14 protein-coding genes are annotated in these 14,025 nt (G+C 68.5%); 9 read left to right on the top strand and 5 right to left on the bottom strand.

Annotated elements, in window-relative coordinates; genetic code table 11:
- Positions 1-35: 35 nt before the first annotated feature.
- The gene (locus OG558_RS02855; RefSeq protein WP_405068809.1) at positions 36-797 is read left to right on the top strand and encodes a hypothetical protein; all 762 of its coding nucleotides are present in this window, start codon (positions 36-38) and stop codon (positions 795-797) included.
- Here OG558_RS02855 and OG558_RS02860 read toward each other — a convergent pair.
- The gene (locus OG558_RS02860) at positions 763-2,142 is read right to left on the bottom strand and encodes an FAD-binding oxidoreductase (protein WP_405068810.1); all 1,380 of its coding nucleotides are present in this window, start codon (positions 2,140-2,142) and stop codon (positions 763-765) included. The genes OG558_RS02855 and OG558_RS02860 overlap by 35 nt on opposite strands.
- Before the next feature lie 195 nt (positions 2,143-2,337).
- On the opposite strand from OG558_RS02860, the gene OG558_RS02865 reads away from it, so the two are divergent.
- Positions 2,338-3,561 carry a lactate racemase domain-containing protein gene (locus OG558_RS02865; RefSeq protein ID WP_405068811.1) on the top strand — a complete coding sequence of 408 codons (1,224 nt, stop codon included), beginning with the start codon at positions 2,338-2,340 and terminating at the stop codon, positions 3,559-3,561.
- 152 nt (positions 3,562-3,713) lie between these two features.
- On the top strand, positions 3,714-5,165 hold the full coding sequence (locus OG558_RS02870) for a flavin-containing monooxygenase (protein ID WP_405068812.1): 1,452 nt from the start codon (positions 3,714-3,716) through the stop codon (positions 5,163-5,165).
- Positions 5,166-5,395: 230 nt separating this feature from the next.
- Here OG558_RS02870 and OG558_RS02875 read toward each other — a convergent pair whose 3' ends face one another.
- Complete coding sequence (locus OG558_RS02875) at positions 5,396-6,769, bottom strand: cystathionine beta-synthase (protein ID WP_405068813.1); 1,374 nt, start codon at positions 6,767-6,769, stop codon at positions 5,396-5,398.
- Between the two features lie 76 nt (positions 6,770-6,845).
- On the opposite strand from OG558_RS02875, the gene OG558_RS02880 reads away from it, so the two are divergent.
- Together OG558_RS02880 and OG558_RS02885 are read left to right on the top strand one after the other, a co-directional pair.
- On the top strand, positions 6,846-7,865 hold the full coding sequence (locus tag OG558_RS02880; RefSeq protein WP_405068815.1) for an SGNH/GDSL hydrolase family protein: 1,020 nt from the start codon (positions 6,846-6,848) through the stop codon (positions 7,863-7,865).
- Positions 7,866-7,995: 130 nt separating this feature from the next.
- The gene (locus OG558_RS02885; protein WP_405068816.1) at positions 7,996-8,226 is read left to right on the top strand and encodes a DUF4287 domain-containing protein; all 231 of its coding nucleotides are present in this window, start codon (positions 7,996-7,998) and stop codon (positions 8,224-8,226) included.
- Positions 8,227-8,368: 142 nt separating this feature from the next.
- Here OG558_RS02885 and OG558_RS02890 read toward each other — a convergent pair whose 3' ends face one another.
- Positions 8,369-9,196: a Bax inhibitor-1/YccA family protein gene (locus OG558_RS02890; RefSeq protein WP_329481426.1), complete on the bottom strand. Its 828-nt coding sequence runs from the start codon at positions 9,194-9,196 to the stop codon at positions 8,369-8,371.
- A gap of 149 nt (positions 9,197-9,345) precedes the next feature.
- Positions 9,346-9,702: a winged helix-turn-helix transcriptional regulator gene (locus OG558_RS02895; RefSeq protein ID WP_405068817.1), complete on the bottom strand. Its 357-nt coding sequence runs from the start codon at positions 9,700-9,702 to the stop codon at positions 9,346-9,348.
- Between the two features lie 91 nt (positions 9,703-9,793).
- Between OG558_RS02895 and OG558_RS02900 the strand changes: the two genes are divergently transcribed.
- Positions 9,794-10,705 (top strand): NADP-dependent oxidoreductase, encoded by a 912-nt coding sequence (locus OG558_RS02900; RefSeq protein ID WP_405068818.1) that lies wholly within the window; start codon positions 9,794-9,796, stop codon positions 10,703-10,705.
- 97 nt (positions 10,706-10,802) lie between these two features.
- Here the strand turns inward: OG558_RS02900 and OG558_RS02905 are convergent, their stop codons facing one another.
- A complete protein-coding gene (locus tag OG558_RS02905; protein WP_329481429.1) occupies positions 10,803-11,564 on the bottom strand; it encodes a DUF4118 domain-containing protein in 762 nt (253 codons plus the stop codon).
- Positions 11,565-11,625: 61 nt separating this feature from the next.
- On the opposite strand from OG558_RS02905, the gene OG558_RS02910 reads away from it, so the two are divergent.
- Genes OG558_RS02910 through OG558_RS02920 form a run of 3 tightly spaced genes read left to right on the top strand, consistent with a single transcriptional unit; the run spans position 11,626 to position 13,763 of the window.
- A complete protein-coding gene (locus OG558_RS02910; RefSeq protein WP_405068819.1) occupies positions 11,626-12,126 on the top strand; it encodes a DinB family protein in 501 nt (166 codons plus the stop codon).
- 43 nt (positions 12,127-12,169) lie between these two features.
- Complete coding sequence (locus OG558_RS02915) at positions 12,170-13,399, top strand: GNAT family N-acetyltransferase (RefSeq protein ID WP_405068820.1); 1,230 nt, start codon at positions 12,170-12,172, stop codon at positions 13,397-13,399.
- Positions 13,389-13,763, top strand: a complete 375-nt coding sequence (locus OG558_RS02920; RefSeq protein ID WP_405068821.1) for a VOC family protein — start codon at positions 13,389-13,391, stop codon at positions 13,761-13,763. Before OG558_RS02915 ends, OG558_RS02920 begins: the two co-directional genes overlap by 11 nt.
- The last annotated feature ends 262 nt before the right edge of the window (positions 13,764-14,025 follow it).

The raw sequence follows: 14,025 nt of genomic DNA on the forward strand, positions 1-14,025 counted from the left end.
CTTAGGCACCCCAGCAGTGGTGAGAGGGTTGGGGCATGGAGCTGGTCAGGCGCAGGGCGGGGAGTTTGCTGGCGATCGGGCTCATCCTGGCGCTCGCATGGTCTGCGGCGGTGACGCTCTCGATGCCGAGCTGGTTCGATCCGACCGAGGCCTGCACGCACAAGTTTCCAGCGGCTGCCGACAGTGCGGACGTGACCGTGCGGACGCGGTGGTTCCCACCGGCGGCGAGCTGCGTCTTCGACGGCGACGTCCGTCAGTTCATGTCCCCGGCGCGGTCGGCGGTTCTGTCCGTGACCGGCGTACTGATCCTCGTCGTGCTGCTGACCGGCTTGGTCCTGACGGTACGGCGCCTGTCCGGCGACCCCGGCCCGATCCGGGCGGCCGGCGACGTCAACCTCGGACGACGCAAGTTCAACCAGCTGACCTTCGGCGCGCTCGACATCGCCGTCGTGGTCGCGGTGCTCACGTTCCTCAACGCGACCGCGATCGTCTTCGGCGGCATCGCCGGCGGCGTCCTCTTCATCGTCGTCACGATCACCGGTCTGAGTGGCCTCTGCGTCCTGCTCGATCAGCACATGGGCCCACTTCCCAGTACGGCGCTCGACGGCAGGCGGCGCGGGACGGTCGCCGGAGTCACCGTGTTCGGGGTGATCTTCGCGGCGACCGCGCTCACCGGCCAGCTGCCCTTCTTCCACCTATGGTCCGTCCCGCTGGGCGCGATCACCTACGCGGCGGTCGCCGCTGTGCAGTGGTCGCGGGTGCCTAACGAGGCCAGCCCGGCTCAATATTCTGGTTGAGGTGGAAGACGTTCTCGGGGTCGTACTCGCACTTGACCCGGGACAGCCGGTCGTAGTTCTCCTGGCCGAAGCCCGCGATCACCCGGTTCTGTCCTTCGTTCCCGATGAAGTTCAGGTACACGTACCCGGTCGACCATTCCTGCAGGTCCGAGCAGACGTCCCGCGCCCATCTGATCCCCCGCGTGTCGTCGGCCGGATCCGACCACAGCCCGAACGGGTGGACCACCCATGCGGCCTGGCGATGCGGCTGCGGCCACTTCTCGGCGCCACGCCGTACGGCACCGCCCCACGGCACGATCGCCTGCTGCGACGGTGACGGCGAGACCATGTCCTGCGCCCGGTCGGCGAACGCCGTGACCGCCGCATCCGGGAACGCGGACAGATGCTCCGCCGACCAGTAGTTGCGGAAGCCTGGCGGATCGTCGAGTGCCGACTGGATGTCGGCGTACGGCATCTCGGCGACCATCTCGGCCTGGGGGGCCAGCGCGAACAACGGCGCGAACACCTCACGGGTCTCCGCCTCGCTGCCGGCGTAGATCGCCGCCGCACCGACGATCAGCTCCCCGTGCAGGTGCGTGGGCACGAACTCCTCCGGCGGTCCGGTCAGATAGATCACGCCGCCGCCGAGCTCGTCGGGTGCGCCCTGCTCGATCAGATCCCGGTACGCGCGGAGCACGTCAGGACCCATCGACGCCGGCCACATCAGCAACCCCAACGTTGTCGTGGGCAACTGCTTGAGGTGGAAGGTCAGCGAGGTCGCCACTCCGAAGTTCCCGCCGCCCCCGTGCAGCGCCCAGAACAGCTCGGCGTTCTTCGTCTCGTCCGCGATCAGCAACCGCCCGTCCGCCGTGACCAGCTCCACGGAGATCAGCGCGTCACACGCGAGCCCGAACTTCCGCTCCAGCCACCCGGATCCGCCCCCGAGGGTCAGCCCGGCGACCCCGGTCGTCGACGCCCGCCCACCGGTCGTCGCCAGCAGGTACTTCTGACAGGCCCGGTCGACATCACCCCAGGTCGCACCGCCGCCGACCCGCGCGATCCGGGCGAACGGGTCGACCTGGACGCTGTTCATCCGGCGCAGGTCCACGACCAGACCACCCTCGGTGACCGCCGTGCCGGCCACCCCGTGACCGCCGCCGCGGACCGCGACCTCCAGGCCCTGGCCGACGCCGTACCGCACCGCCGCCTGGACGTCGGCCGCCGACTCACACTGCGCGATCATCGCCGGCCGCTTGTCGATCATCCCGTTGAAGACCGTCCGGGCCTCGTCGTACGCCGCGTCGCCGGCTCGCAGCAGCACGCCCCCGAAACCCTGCGGTCTCGACCACTCGATCGTCTCGGACATGGTGGAACTCCCCCTCGCTCACACTCCCCCAGGTGATCCACCGATGGTCCATCGCCACCCCGACCCGGTCAACGCTTGGACGCTTACCCCGCGATGACGGGATCCCCTTGCCTACCAAGGGCTCTCAGCCGGTCACAGCTGGAAACCAGGCACGCACCGGTCAACGACGGGACGAGAACGCCTAGGCTGACAGTCATGGTCGACGTACTAGGTGGTGCGGGTGGGGTCCTGACCGAGGACGAGGTGATCGGCTTCGTCCGTGGGTCGCTGGCCGGTGCGGGGCTCGAGGGGCGCAGCGTGTGCGTGATCGTCCCGGACGCCACTCGCAGCTGCCCGCTGCCGCTGCTGCTGCGGGCCGTCCACGGTGCGCTCGACGGCCGCGTCTCCCGGCTCACCATCTTGGTTGCCCTGGGCACCCATGCGGAGATGACCCCCGAGCAGCTCCGCGAGCACCTCGGCGCCGACTACCCGAACGTGATCAATCACGAATGGTGGAAGCCCGACACCTTCACCGAGCTCGGCACGATCAGTTCGGACCGGGTCGGTGAGATCTCCGACGAGATGCTGCGCGACGAGGTCCCGGTGCGGCTCAACCGTGCCGTGGTCGAGCACGACGTCGCGCTCGTCGTCGGACCGGTGTTCCCGCACGAAGTCGTCGGCTTCTCCGGCGGCAACAAGTACTTCTTCCCGGGCGTCGCGGGCCAGGAGGTCATCGATCTGAGTCACTGGCTCGGCGCTCTGATCACCAGCGCAAGCATCATCGGTACGCCGGGCACCACGCCGGTCCGCGCGCTCATCGACGAGGCCGCCGCGATGATCCCGGCCGAGAAACTCGCGCTGTCCGTCGTCGCCCAGTCCGGCACCGACGCCCTGCACGCGATCGCCTTCGGCGACACGATCTCGTCGTGGCAGGCCGCCGCCGAGATCTCCGCGCAGACCCACGTCCGGTACGTCGACCACCCGGTCGAACGAGTCGTGTCGGTGATGCCGTCGAAGTACCAGGACATCTGGACCGCGGCCAAGGGCTTCTACAAGGTCGAGCCGATCGTCGCGGACGGCGGCGAGGTCATCCTCTACGCCCCGCACGTCACCCAACTGGCGGCGATGCACCCGGAGATCGAGGAGATCGGCTACCACTGCCGCGACTACTTCCTAGGCCAGTGGGACCAGTTCCGCGAACTGCACTGGGGCGTACTCGCGCACTCGACCCACCTGCGCGGCGCCGGCAGCTGGGATCCCGCCACCGGCGAGCATCTCCGCGTCCGGGTCACCCTCGCCACCGGCATCCCGGAGGACGTCGTCCGTCGGGCCAACCTCGGCTACCTGGATCCCGCGACCGTCGACCTGGCCGCGTACGACGAGGACCCCGGCACGCTCGTCATACCCAATGCCGGCGAGATCCTGCACCGGCTCGTCTGACCGGCAGACGCCAGACACTCACCAACGCCACCCAACCGGTCGCGAGGCAGCGGATTCACGCTCCGGCCCAGCAGCAGGGTCAGCGTTGGTGAGTGGCTCACGTCCGGCTGACCCTTCCGCCGTCGAGTGACCCGCCGGTAACCTCAGGCAGTATGGCTGAGGTTGTCATCGTAGGTTCCGGGTTCGCCGGGTTGTGTATGGGCATCAAGTTGCAGCAGGCCGGGTGTGAGGACTTCGTCATCCTGGAGAAGGCGGACGACCTCGGCGGCACCTGGCGGGACAACACGTATCCCGGCTGCGCCTGCGACATCCCGTCGTACCTCTACTCGTTCTCGTTCGAGCAGAACCCGGGCTGGACGCGGATGTTCGCACCGTGGGACGAGATCCTCGCCTATCTGCGGCACTGCGCGGACAAGTACGGGATCGCGGACCGGATCCGGTACGGCGCGGAGGTCACCGAGGCGGTGTTCGACGACGCGACCGGCCGGTGGACCGTGACCGTGAACGGCTCGGAGACGATCGAGACCCAGGCCCTGGTCGCGGGCGTCGGTAGCCTGCACCGGCCCAAGCTGCCCGACATCCCGGGTCTCGACTCCTTCGGCGGTACGACGTTCCACTCGGCGCAGTGGGATCACTCGCACGACCTGCGCGGGCGGAACGTCGCGGTGATCGGGACCGGGGCGTCGGCGATCCAGTTCGTGCCGCAGATCGCCCCGGAGGTCGCCCAGCTGGACGTCTACCAGCGGACGCCACCGTGGATCACCCCGAAGCCGGATCGCCCGATCGGCCCGCGGGAGCGCCGGCTGCACGAGCGGTTCCCGGCCGGGCAGCGGGCGATCCGGAACGCCGTCTACTGGGGACTCGAGGGCCGCGGCGCCGGCTTCGCGGGCAACCCGAAACTGATGAAAGGCCTTGAACTCCAGGCGAAACGGCACCGACGCAAGCAGGTCGCCGATCCGGAACTGCGCGCCAAGCTGACCCCGGACTACCAGATCGGCTGCAAGCGGATCCTGCTCTCGAACGACTACTACCCCGCGCTCACCCGGCCGAACGTCGACGTCGTCACCACCCCGATCGCGCGGGTCACGCCGACCGGCGTGGTCACGAGCAACGGGACCGAGCGGGCCTGCGACACGATCGTGTTCGGCACCGGCTTCGAGGTGTCGGCCAACCTGACCCGGATGCCGATCCTGGGCAAGGACGGCGTCGACCTGGCCGACCACTGGAAGCGCAACGGCATCGGCGCCCACCTCGGCATCACCGTTGCCGGCTACCCCAATCTCTTCCTGCTGGTCGGTCCGAACACCGTGCTCGGCCACTCCTCGATGGTCTTCATGATCGAGGCCCAGGTCCGCTACGTGATGCAGGCCCTGCACCTGCTGCGGCGCCGGGGAGCGTCGTACGTCGAGGTCCGCGAGGACGCCCAGGAGCGGTTCGTCGACGGGGTCCAGAGCGAGCTGGACGAGACCGTCTGGCACTCCGGCTGCAACAGCTGGTACCTGGACGCCGCCGGCCGCAACTCGACCACCTGGCCCGAGTTCACCTTCTCCTACTGGCGCCGCACCCGCCGGCTCGATCCAGCCGACTTCGTGCTGGTCCACTAGGGGTTTCCCCGCACTCCTGAAGGAGGAGGGGGCAGGGTTCGCCGTACGACCTTGGGATGAAGGCAAGACCGGTCCTCGGGCCGATGTCCGGACGGCTGCGGCGAGGGATTCTTGAGGTATGGAAATCCTTGAGATCGCCGGAGTGGCGGCCGTCGTGATCGGCATCGTGGTCATGGCGCTGCTCGCCATCGTGCCTTCGGTCGTAGACCGATAAGTCTCCCGTCAGGGAGTCAGTCGGCGGACAAGTGGACCAAGAGGTCCTGCCGGGTCAGAACGCCCACCGGCTTGCCGTCGTCCAGCACCATCAGGGCGTCCCGGCCCTCGAGCAACTCGACCGCCTTGGTGACCGGTTCGCCGGCGCCCAGGGACGGCAGTGCCGGGTCCATGTGCAGCTCGACCATGTCGGCCAGCCGCGCCTTGCCGGAGTACAGGGCGTCCATCAACGTCCGCTCCGACACCGCGCCGGCCACCTCGGCCGCCATCACCGGCGGCTCGGCCCGGACGACCGGCATCTGCGAGACGCCGTACTCGCGCAGGATCTCGACCGCCTCGGCGATCGTCTCGTGCGGATGGGTGTGCACCAGCGGCGGCAGGCTGCCGTCCTTGCCGGCCAGGATCTCGCCGAGCGTGACGCCGTGCCGGGCGTGCGCGAGGAATCCGTACTGCGCCAGCCAATCGTCGTTGAAGACCTTGGTCAGGTAACCGCGGCCGCCGTCCGGCAGCAGTACGACGATGACGGCTTCCGGGTCGTCGAGCTCATGCGCCAACCGGATCGCCGCCGCGGCCGCCATGCCCGCCGAACCGCCGACCAGCATGGCCTCTTCGCGGGCCAGCCGCCGGGTCAGCGCGAACGAGTCCGCGTCCGACACCTCGATCACCCGGTCGCAGATGGTCCGGTCGTACGTCTCCGGCCAGAAGTCCTCACCGACGCCCTCGACCAGGTACGGCCGGCCGGTGCCGCCGGAGTACACCGAGCCCTCCGGGTCGGCGCCGATGATCTGCACCTTCCCGCCGGAGACCTCCTTGAGGTACTTGCCGACGCCCGTGATCGTGCCGCCGGTGCCGATCCCGGCGACGAAGTGGGTGATCTTCCCGTCGGTCTGCTCCCACAGCTCCGGACCGGTGGTCTCGTAGTGCGAGCGCGGGTTGTTCTGGTTGGCGTACTGGTTCGGCTTCCAGGCGCCCTCGATCTCGCGGACCAGGCGGTCGGAGACGTTGTAGTAGGAGTCCGGGTGCTCCGGCGCGACCGCGGTCGGGCAGACCACGACCTCCGCGCCGTACGCCTTGAGCACGTTGCGCTTGTCCTCGCTGACCTTGTCCGGGCAGACGAAGACGCACTTGTAGCCCTTCTGCTGGGCGACCATCGCGAGCCCGACCCCGGTGTTGCCGGAGGTCGGCTCGACGATCGTGCCGCCGGGCTTGAGCTCGCCGGAGGCCTCCGCGGCCTCGATCATCCGGACCGCGATCCGGTCCTTCACCGAGCCGCCGGGATTGAAGTACTCGACCTTGGCGAGCACGAGCGGCTTGGCGCCGTCGGTCGTCTTTCCCAGCTTCACGAGCGGGGTGTTGCCGACCAGGTCCAGGAGAGATTCTGCGTAGCGCACAGCTTCACTGTAGTGATCTGCGCGTCGTTCCCCTATTTTCACTTGCATCGCTGTCACAGCGTGTAATCCTTGACTCATGAGTAGAGTCGGGGCCGCGAAGCGACTGGCCCAGGCCGCAGCTGTGGGGGGCGGGGGACTCGGGCTCATCGGTGCCACGTTGTACGGCGTACTGACCGCTGAGGCCGAGTATGCCAAGCGCGTGATCGGACCGATGCGCTACTACCCGACTCCGGGCGACGGCCTGTTCGGCCGGTATCCAGGACGTCCGATCACTTTCGCCATGATCGGCGATTCCAGTGCCGCCGGTTACGGCACGGACTCGCCGGACGAGACCCCGGGCGTGCTGCTGGCGTCCGGCCTCGCCGAGCTGGCCCAGCGTCCGGTGCGGCTGGCCGACGTGTCGAAGACCGGCGCGAAGTCGACCGATCTGGCCGCCCAGGTCGACGCCGCGCTGCAGGCCGGACCGCATGTGGCCGTCATCCTGATCGGCGTCAACGACGTGAAGGCGAAGATGCCACCGTCAACCTCCGTGCGGCTGCTGTCGACCGCGGTCCGCAGGTTGCGGGCCGCGAACTGTGAGGTGGTGGTGGGTACCTGCCCGGACCTCGGCGTGATCCGGACGATCATGCCGCCGCTGCGGCAGGTCGCCCGGTCCTGGGGCCGCCGACTGGCCGCCGCTCAGACCATCGCAGTGGTCGAGGCAGGCGGCCGGTCCGTGTCTCTGGGCTCTCTGCTCGGCGAGGTGTTCCGGACCAACCCGTCGATGTGGGGGCGGGACAACTTCCACCCCTCCGCCACCGGGTACGCCGCCGCCTCCGCCGCACTGCTGCCGTCGGTGGCGGCAGCGATGGGGGTCGGGCCGGAGTCCTTCGTGCCACCGGAGACGTTCCGGGGCGAGGCGATCCTGCCGATCGCGGAGGCCGCGGTCCAGGCCGCGCAGACCGCGGGGACCGAGGTCGCGGCCACCGAGGTCGCCGGGCACGAGCGCGGTCCGCGCGGACGCTGGGCCACCCTCCGCCATCGCCGCCGGCACCCGGAGGCCGACGTGGAGCGCATCGACGAGGGGACCGCGGACACCGTACCGGTGGGGAACTGAACCGGGTCCCCGGATTCTTCAGGCTGTGCGTCCGCTGAGCGGCGACATACATGAAGAAGGTCTTGCCTGTGGGCGTCCTCGTGGTGCACAGTCGATAACTACGCGGTACCCCGATAAACGGGAGGCGAAGATGGGCTTGAGCCACTCCGAGGAGACGCACCAGCGTCTGGTGGAGAGGGTGCCCAGGTGCACCGGACGCGAGATGACCGAGTGGTTCGAGCTGATGAACGACGGACCGTCGTTCCTGCGCTTCGATGACAGAGTGAGATGGCTTTCCAGCGAGTACGCCCTCGCGCACGGGCACGCAACCGCCATCGTCCACGAGTACGACTTGGTCAAGGCGCACCGGCGAATGGGCTGACGAGCCGAACAGGAGTCTGAGAAAACAGAAGGCCTGCCCTTTCAGGTGGAGGGGCGGGTCTTCTTTGTGTGTTCCGCAGTGTCCGGAAAAGCCGAAGGGCCGGCCCAGGTCGCGGGCCGGCCCCTCGGTTCGTTCGTCGGGGTCAGTCGCCACCGCGGAGGATGGCGAGGATGCGCAGGATGTTCCAGTAGAGCCAGACCAGGGTGACGGTCAGAGCGAACGCGGCCCGCCAGGCCTCGTTCTGCGGGGCGCCGTCGCGGACACCACGCTCGATCAGGTCGAAGTCGAGGATCAGGTTGAAGACCGCGAGTCCGGCACCGAGCGCGGCGAACACCAGGCCCATCACGCCGAAGCCGGCGATCCCGGTGTTGACGCCGAACAGGCTGACGATGAAGTTGATCAGGATCACGCCGGCGAAGCCCATCGTCGCGATGATCACCATCCTGGTGAACCGCGGCGTCACCTTGATCGCGAAGTACTTGTACGTCGCCAGCGTCAGACCGGCCGTCACCAGGGTGGCGAGCACCGCCTGCACGATGATGGCCGAGTCACCGACCCAGTTCGCGATGAACTTGCTGCCGATCCCGAGGAAGACGCCCTCGGCCGCGGCGTACACCATCACCAGCGCCGGGTTCACCTTGCGGGAGAACGACAGCACCATCGCGAGGATGAAGGCCAGCAGAGCACCGGCCAGGAACGCCGGGGTGACCAAGCTGACCGGGATCGTGTTCCAAGCGATCACGGCGACAACCGTCACGACGCCCAGAGTGGCGGCGGTCCGGACGATCACGTCGTCCATCGTCATCGGGCGGCTGCCGGCCGGAGCACCTTGGTACTGCTGCGACGGGACACCTGGCCCGCCGGAGCCGTACGGACCAGGCTGGCCGTACGGAGCGGCGCCCGGATACGCCTGGCCGTGGCCAGGCGCAAACGCACTCGACCGGTTCAGGACCGGGTTACTGCTCTGCATGTCATCCTCCTGGGGACCCACATCCGGGGCCGTAGCGAGATACTACGGTCCCAGCCTTAACAACATCTGAGAATCGACGCGTTGTTCCCCAACCGAAATCCCCCGAGGAAAACGGTTGCACGAGACAATCGATTCCCGATGCGAAAGCCCTACCCCCGTACGTCGTATTCAGCGCGGGAGGCGTGAATTTGGTGGGCGTGGGTGACGGACCATTCGGCGATGGCGGTCGTGAGGTGACCGGCTTCGACGCCCAGTGGGGTGAGAGCGTACTCGACGCGGACGGGGACGGCCGGATAGAGGGTGCGGGTGACGAGGCCGTCGCGCTCGAGGGTGCGGAGGGTCTGCGTCAGCATCTTCTGGGTGACCCCGTCGAGCAGCCGCCGGAGCTCGTTGAAGCGCAGCGGGCGGTCGAACCGACGCAGCGCGCCGAGCACGTAAAGGGCCCACTTGTTCGCCAGTACGTCGATGACCGTGCGGGACGGGCAGTCGCGCCCGTAGGTCTTCACCCAGTCATCGAATGCGGTATCCATGAGGTACCTAGATACCAAACAAGTGCCTTCTTCACAATGGATACCACCAACGCCGAGGATGGGGGCCATGACGATGCGCGCCCTCACCCAGCACACGTTCGGCGGTCCGGAGGTCCTCGAGATCGCCGAGGTCGACCGACCCACCCCCGGCCCTGGCGAGGTCCTGATCCGGGTCCGCGCCGCTGGGGTGAACCCGAGTGACTGGAAGGTGCGCTCCGGTCTGCTCCCCCGCTTCGGTCCGCCGCCGTTCGTCCTTGGTCTCGACTTCGCAGGCATCCGCGAGGACACGGGCGAGGAGCTGTACGGCGTCGTCTACCCACCTCGAGGTGCGTACGCCGAGTTCACTGTCGCGAGCGTGGATCGCTTGGCCCGCAAGCCGTCCACGGCCGACTGGGTCCACACGGCGGCGCTTCCCACCGCGGGGTTGACGGCGTACCAGCCTTTGGTTGGCATCGCGAAGGTCGGGCCGGGTGCTCGGGTGCTGATCCACGCCGCGGCGGGCGGTGTCGGCCACCTCGCCGTCCAGATCGCCAAGGCCCGCGGTGCTTACGTGATCGGGACCGCTCGCGCGGTGAAGCATGACTTCCTGCGCGGGCTCGGCGCCGACGAGTTGATCGACTACACCACGACCGACTTCACCACCGCAGTCCGCGATGCCGACGTCGTACTGGATCCGATCGGAGCCGAGTACGCCGTACGGTCGCTCGACGTACTGACACCGGACGGCATCCTGCTCGATGTCCGCGGGACCGGCCCGGACCGCAGTGAGGTCCGTGCGAAGGCCGCGGCTCGTGGGCTCCGGTACGAGGAATTCCGGATGGCTCCGGCGACGGACGACCTGGACGCGATCGCGCGGCTGGTGGATGAGGGTGAGGTGCGGGTGGCGGTGGAGCAGGTGTTTCCGCTGGAGCATGCCGCGAAGGCTCATGAGCTCAGCGAGAGCGGCCGCGTCGCCGGGAAGATGGTGCTCACGGTCTGACGGCGTCGTGCCTGTATGGGCAGGCACGACGCCGGACCGGCGGCCACCCGGGACGTCTTGCTCCCGCAGGCCGGTCAAAGGGGACGGCGCAGTGCTGTCAGAGGTGCGGGTGCAGTGCCTCGTGGCTGGAGAGGGCGGCGCCGACCTGGTCCGCCAGGGCGACAGCGACGAGGCGCTGCTCGAGGTCGGGGCGGACGATCCGGGCGGCCGCGGTGAGCAGGAAGCGGCCGCGCGTCTCGCCGGCGTGCTGGACGGCGAGCACGATCTCGGAGTTGGTCGGCAGACCGTCGCGTTCGACCTTCAGTTCGTGGCTGCCGCGCGTCACGGAGCCGTCCGCGTTCAGCCGCGGCGCCTGCGTTTGCTTGTCCCCGGCAACGAACTTGACCCCGTCGATCCCCAGTACGGCGGTCAGCTCGGCGCGCACCTGCTCGATCAGGTCGTCCGTGGACCCACCGGCCGCGACCGCCTGCGAGGTGGTGATCACGCCGTCCAGATAACCGAGATGCCGGGACGCCCGAGCTTGTTGCCTGCGGCCCCAGATCGCGATCTCGGTGACCGCGGTGCCGATCAGCACCAGCAGCACGGTCAGCTCGACGTCGGAGCTGCTGTTGATCGTGAAGGTGTTGTACGGCACGGTCAGGAAGAAGTCGAACCACACCGCGCTCGACACCGCCGCCAGCACCCCGGCGAGCCGGATGCCGAACGCCGCGACCGCGACGATCACCACCACCAGCAGCAGGGCGGCGTTCGCGTTGTCGAAGTTGTCGCGAAACGGGGTCAACAGCGCACAAACGGCCGGAGGCACGAGCAGCGAACCCGCCAGCACCAGATTGCGGTAACTCTCCACACTCCTATTCACTCTCGCAACACCCCGCCGATCAACCTTTCTCACAGAGCTCTGTCGCGCTTAGCGTGGTCCGATGCCCGAGATCACCCGCGTCCGGCCCGCCGAGGACGCCGACGAACGCAGTACGCTCACCGGCCTGCTCGACTTCCTGCGCTCAACCGTCGAGCTCAAACTCACCGGTCTGACCGACGCCCAGGCGTTCGCCCGACCGGTCCATCCGTCCGCACTGACACCGGCGGGCATCGTCAAGCATCTGACCGCGGTGGAGCGGTTCTGGTTCGCGATCGACTTCGCAGGTCTCGACATCGAGTGGCCGTGGACCGAGAAGGATCCGCACGGCGGTTTCCCGATCGCTCCCGACGACACGGTCGATAGCGTGCTGGCGGCGTACCGGGCTGAATGCGCCCGCTCGCGCGAGATCACGGCGGCGGCCGCCTTCGACGATCGCGCCCGCTCGGACGGCATGACCTTCACGCTTCGGTACGCCGTCGCCCACCTGATCGAGGAGACCGCTCGCCACCTCGGCCACCTCGACATCCTCAGAGAGTCGACCGACGGTCAGGTGGGCGAGTAAAACCTGTCGCGGGCGATGCAACCGGTGCATAGGTTGGTCGGTCATGGCAGAGCCTTACCGCATTCGCCCGGCCGCTGCGGCCGACATCGCGTTCCTCACGCACGTGACCCTCGAAGCGACCCGCGCCCAGGGCCGCCTGGCCGCCGACGTCGACGAGGCGGAGTGGCACGCCGGTTTCGGCGCGTGGCACCGTGAGCTGCTCGAGGACGAGTCGTCCACGCTGAGCGTGATCGAGCTCGACGGCCGCCCGGTCGGCCGTCTCCGGGTCAGCCGGACCACGGAGTCCATCCAGCTCAACGGGATCCAGCTCCTACCGGAAGTTCAGAACCGCGGGATCGGTACGGCGATCATCACCGGACTGCAGTCCGAGGCCGCGAGTACCGGCGTACCGCTGGATCTCGGCGTGGAGCGGGACAACCCGGACGCTCGCCGGCTGTATGACCGCCTCGGCTTCCGCAAGATCGGCGAGGAAGCCGATGGGGACAAGCTCCGCTGGCTCTCACCCGCCGCGGCCCGGCAGAACGAGATCTGGAACGCCGACACCGCGCGGAGGTACGACACCCCGGGCAGTGGGATGTTCGCGGCCGACGTACTCGGGCCGACTGTGGATCGGCTGGCCGAATTGGCCGGCGATGGCCGGGCCCTCGAGTTCGCGATCGGCACCGGGCGGGTCGCCGTACCGCTGGCGGAGCGCGGCGTGCCGGTCAGTGGGATCGAGCTGTCCACGGCGATGCTCGAGCAACTGCGGACGAAGGCCGATGAGGCCGCGATCCCGGTGACCGTCGGCGACATGTCCGCCGTCCGCGTGCCGGGCGAGTTCACCCTCGTCTATCTGGTCTACAACACGATCTCCAACCTGCTCACGCAGGAGGAGCAGGTCGCGTGCTTCCGGAACGCCGCCCGCCACCTCTCCCCCGGCGGCCGCTTCGTGATCGAGCTCTGGGTCCCCGAACTCCGCCGCCTCCCACCCGGCATCCCGGCCACGGTCGGGGTCGCCGACTCCGGGTACATCCTCTTGGACACGTACGACGTACTGCAGCAACACGTCGTGTCACACCACTTCCACTTCGGCGAAGGCACCCAGGCAGAGCTCTTCCGCAGCCCACACCGCTACATCTGGGCCGCCGAACTCGACCTGATGGCCCAACTAGCCGGCCTAACCCTCGAATCCCGCCACGCCAACTGGACCGGCACCGAGTTCACCGCCGACTCCCCCTCGCACGTTTCCGTCTACCGGCTGCCTGAGGAAGACACTGGTGGCCATGTCCACTGACCCGCTGTTCACCCGCCTGGCGCCCGTACTGAACGTGTCAGACCTCGCCGCGGAGCGCGCCTTCTACGAGAAGCTCGGGCTGCCGGTGATCTACGAGGGCGACGAGTACCCCGACTTCATCGCCTTCGGAACGGACACCATCAACTTCGGCATCCAGCAGGCCGACGCAGACAACGATCCACCCAGCGTCCTCACCTGGCAGATCGGCGTCTCCGACGTCGACGCCGCCGTCGAACTCTGCCGGACCGCGGGACTCGACTACGAGCTCGAGGTCAACGAGCCGGCCCCCGGCTGGAAGTACCGCCGCCTCCTCCTCCAAACCCCCAGCGGCTACCGCCTCGCCCTGGAAGGCGAGTCCGAGTAGATGGGGCCTCATCACCCGCGAGTACGAGGTGCGCTCACGCCGGCCACGTCAGGCGAACCGCGGCACCCGGCGCCAACCCCCGCTGGTTAGTGAACCCGTCTGATGGGTCAGCCCAGGGTCAGCCCACGAGACGGTGGGTTGGCCGACCGGACGGTGGGTTGGCCAACCGGACTCTGGTGGGGCAACCCCCACGCTGATGGGCTGACCCATCGGAGTGCGCTGGGTCAGTCGATTCCAGGACCAGGCAGCGCGCGGTGTGAAC

The sequence above is a fragment of the Kribbella sp. NBC_01510 genome (assembly GCF_045040325.1).
Taxonomy (GTDB): domain Bacteria; phylum Actinomycetota; class Actinomycetes; order Propionibacteriales; family Kribbellaceae; genus Kribbella.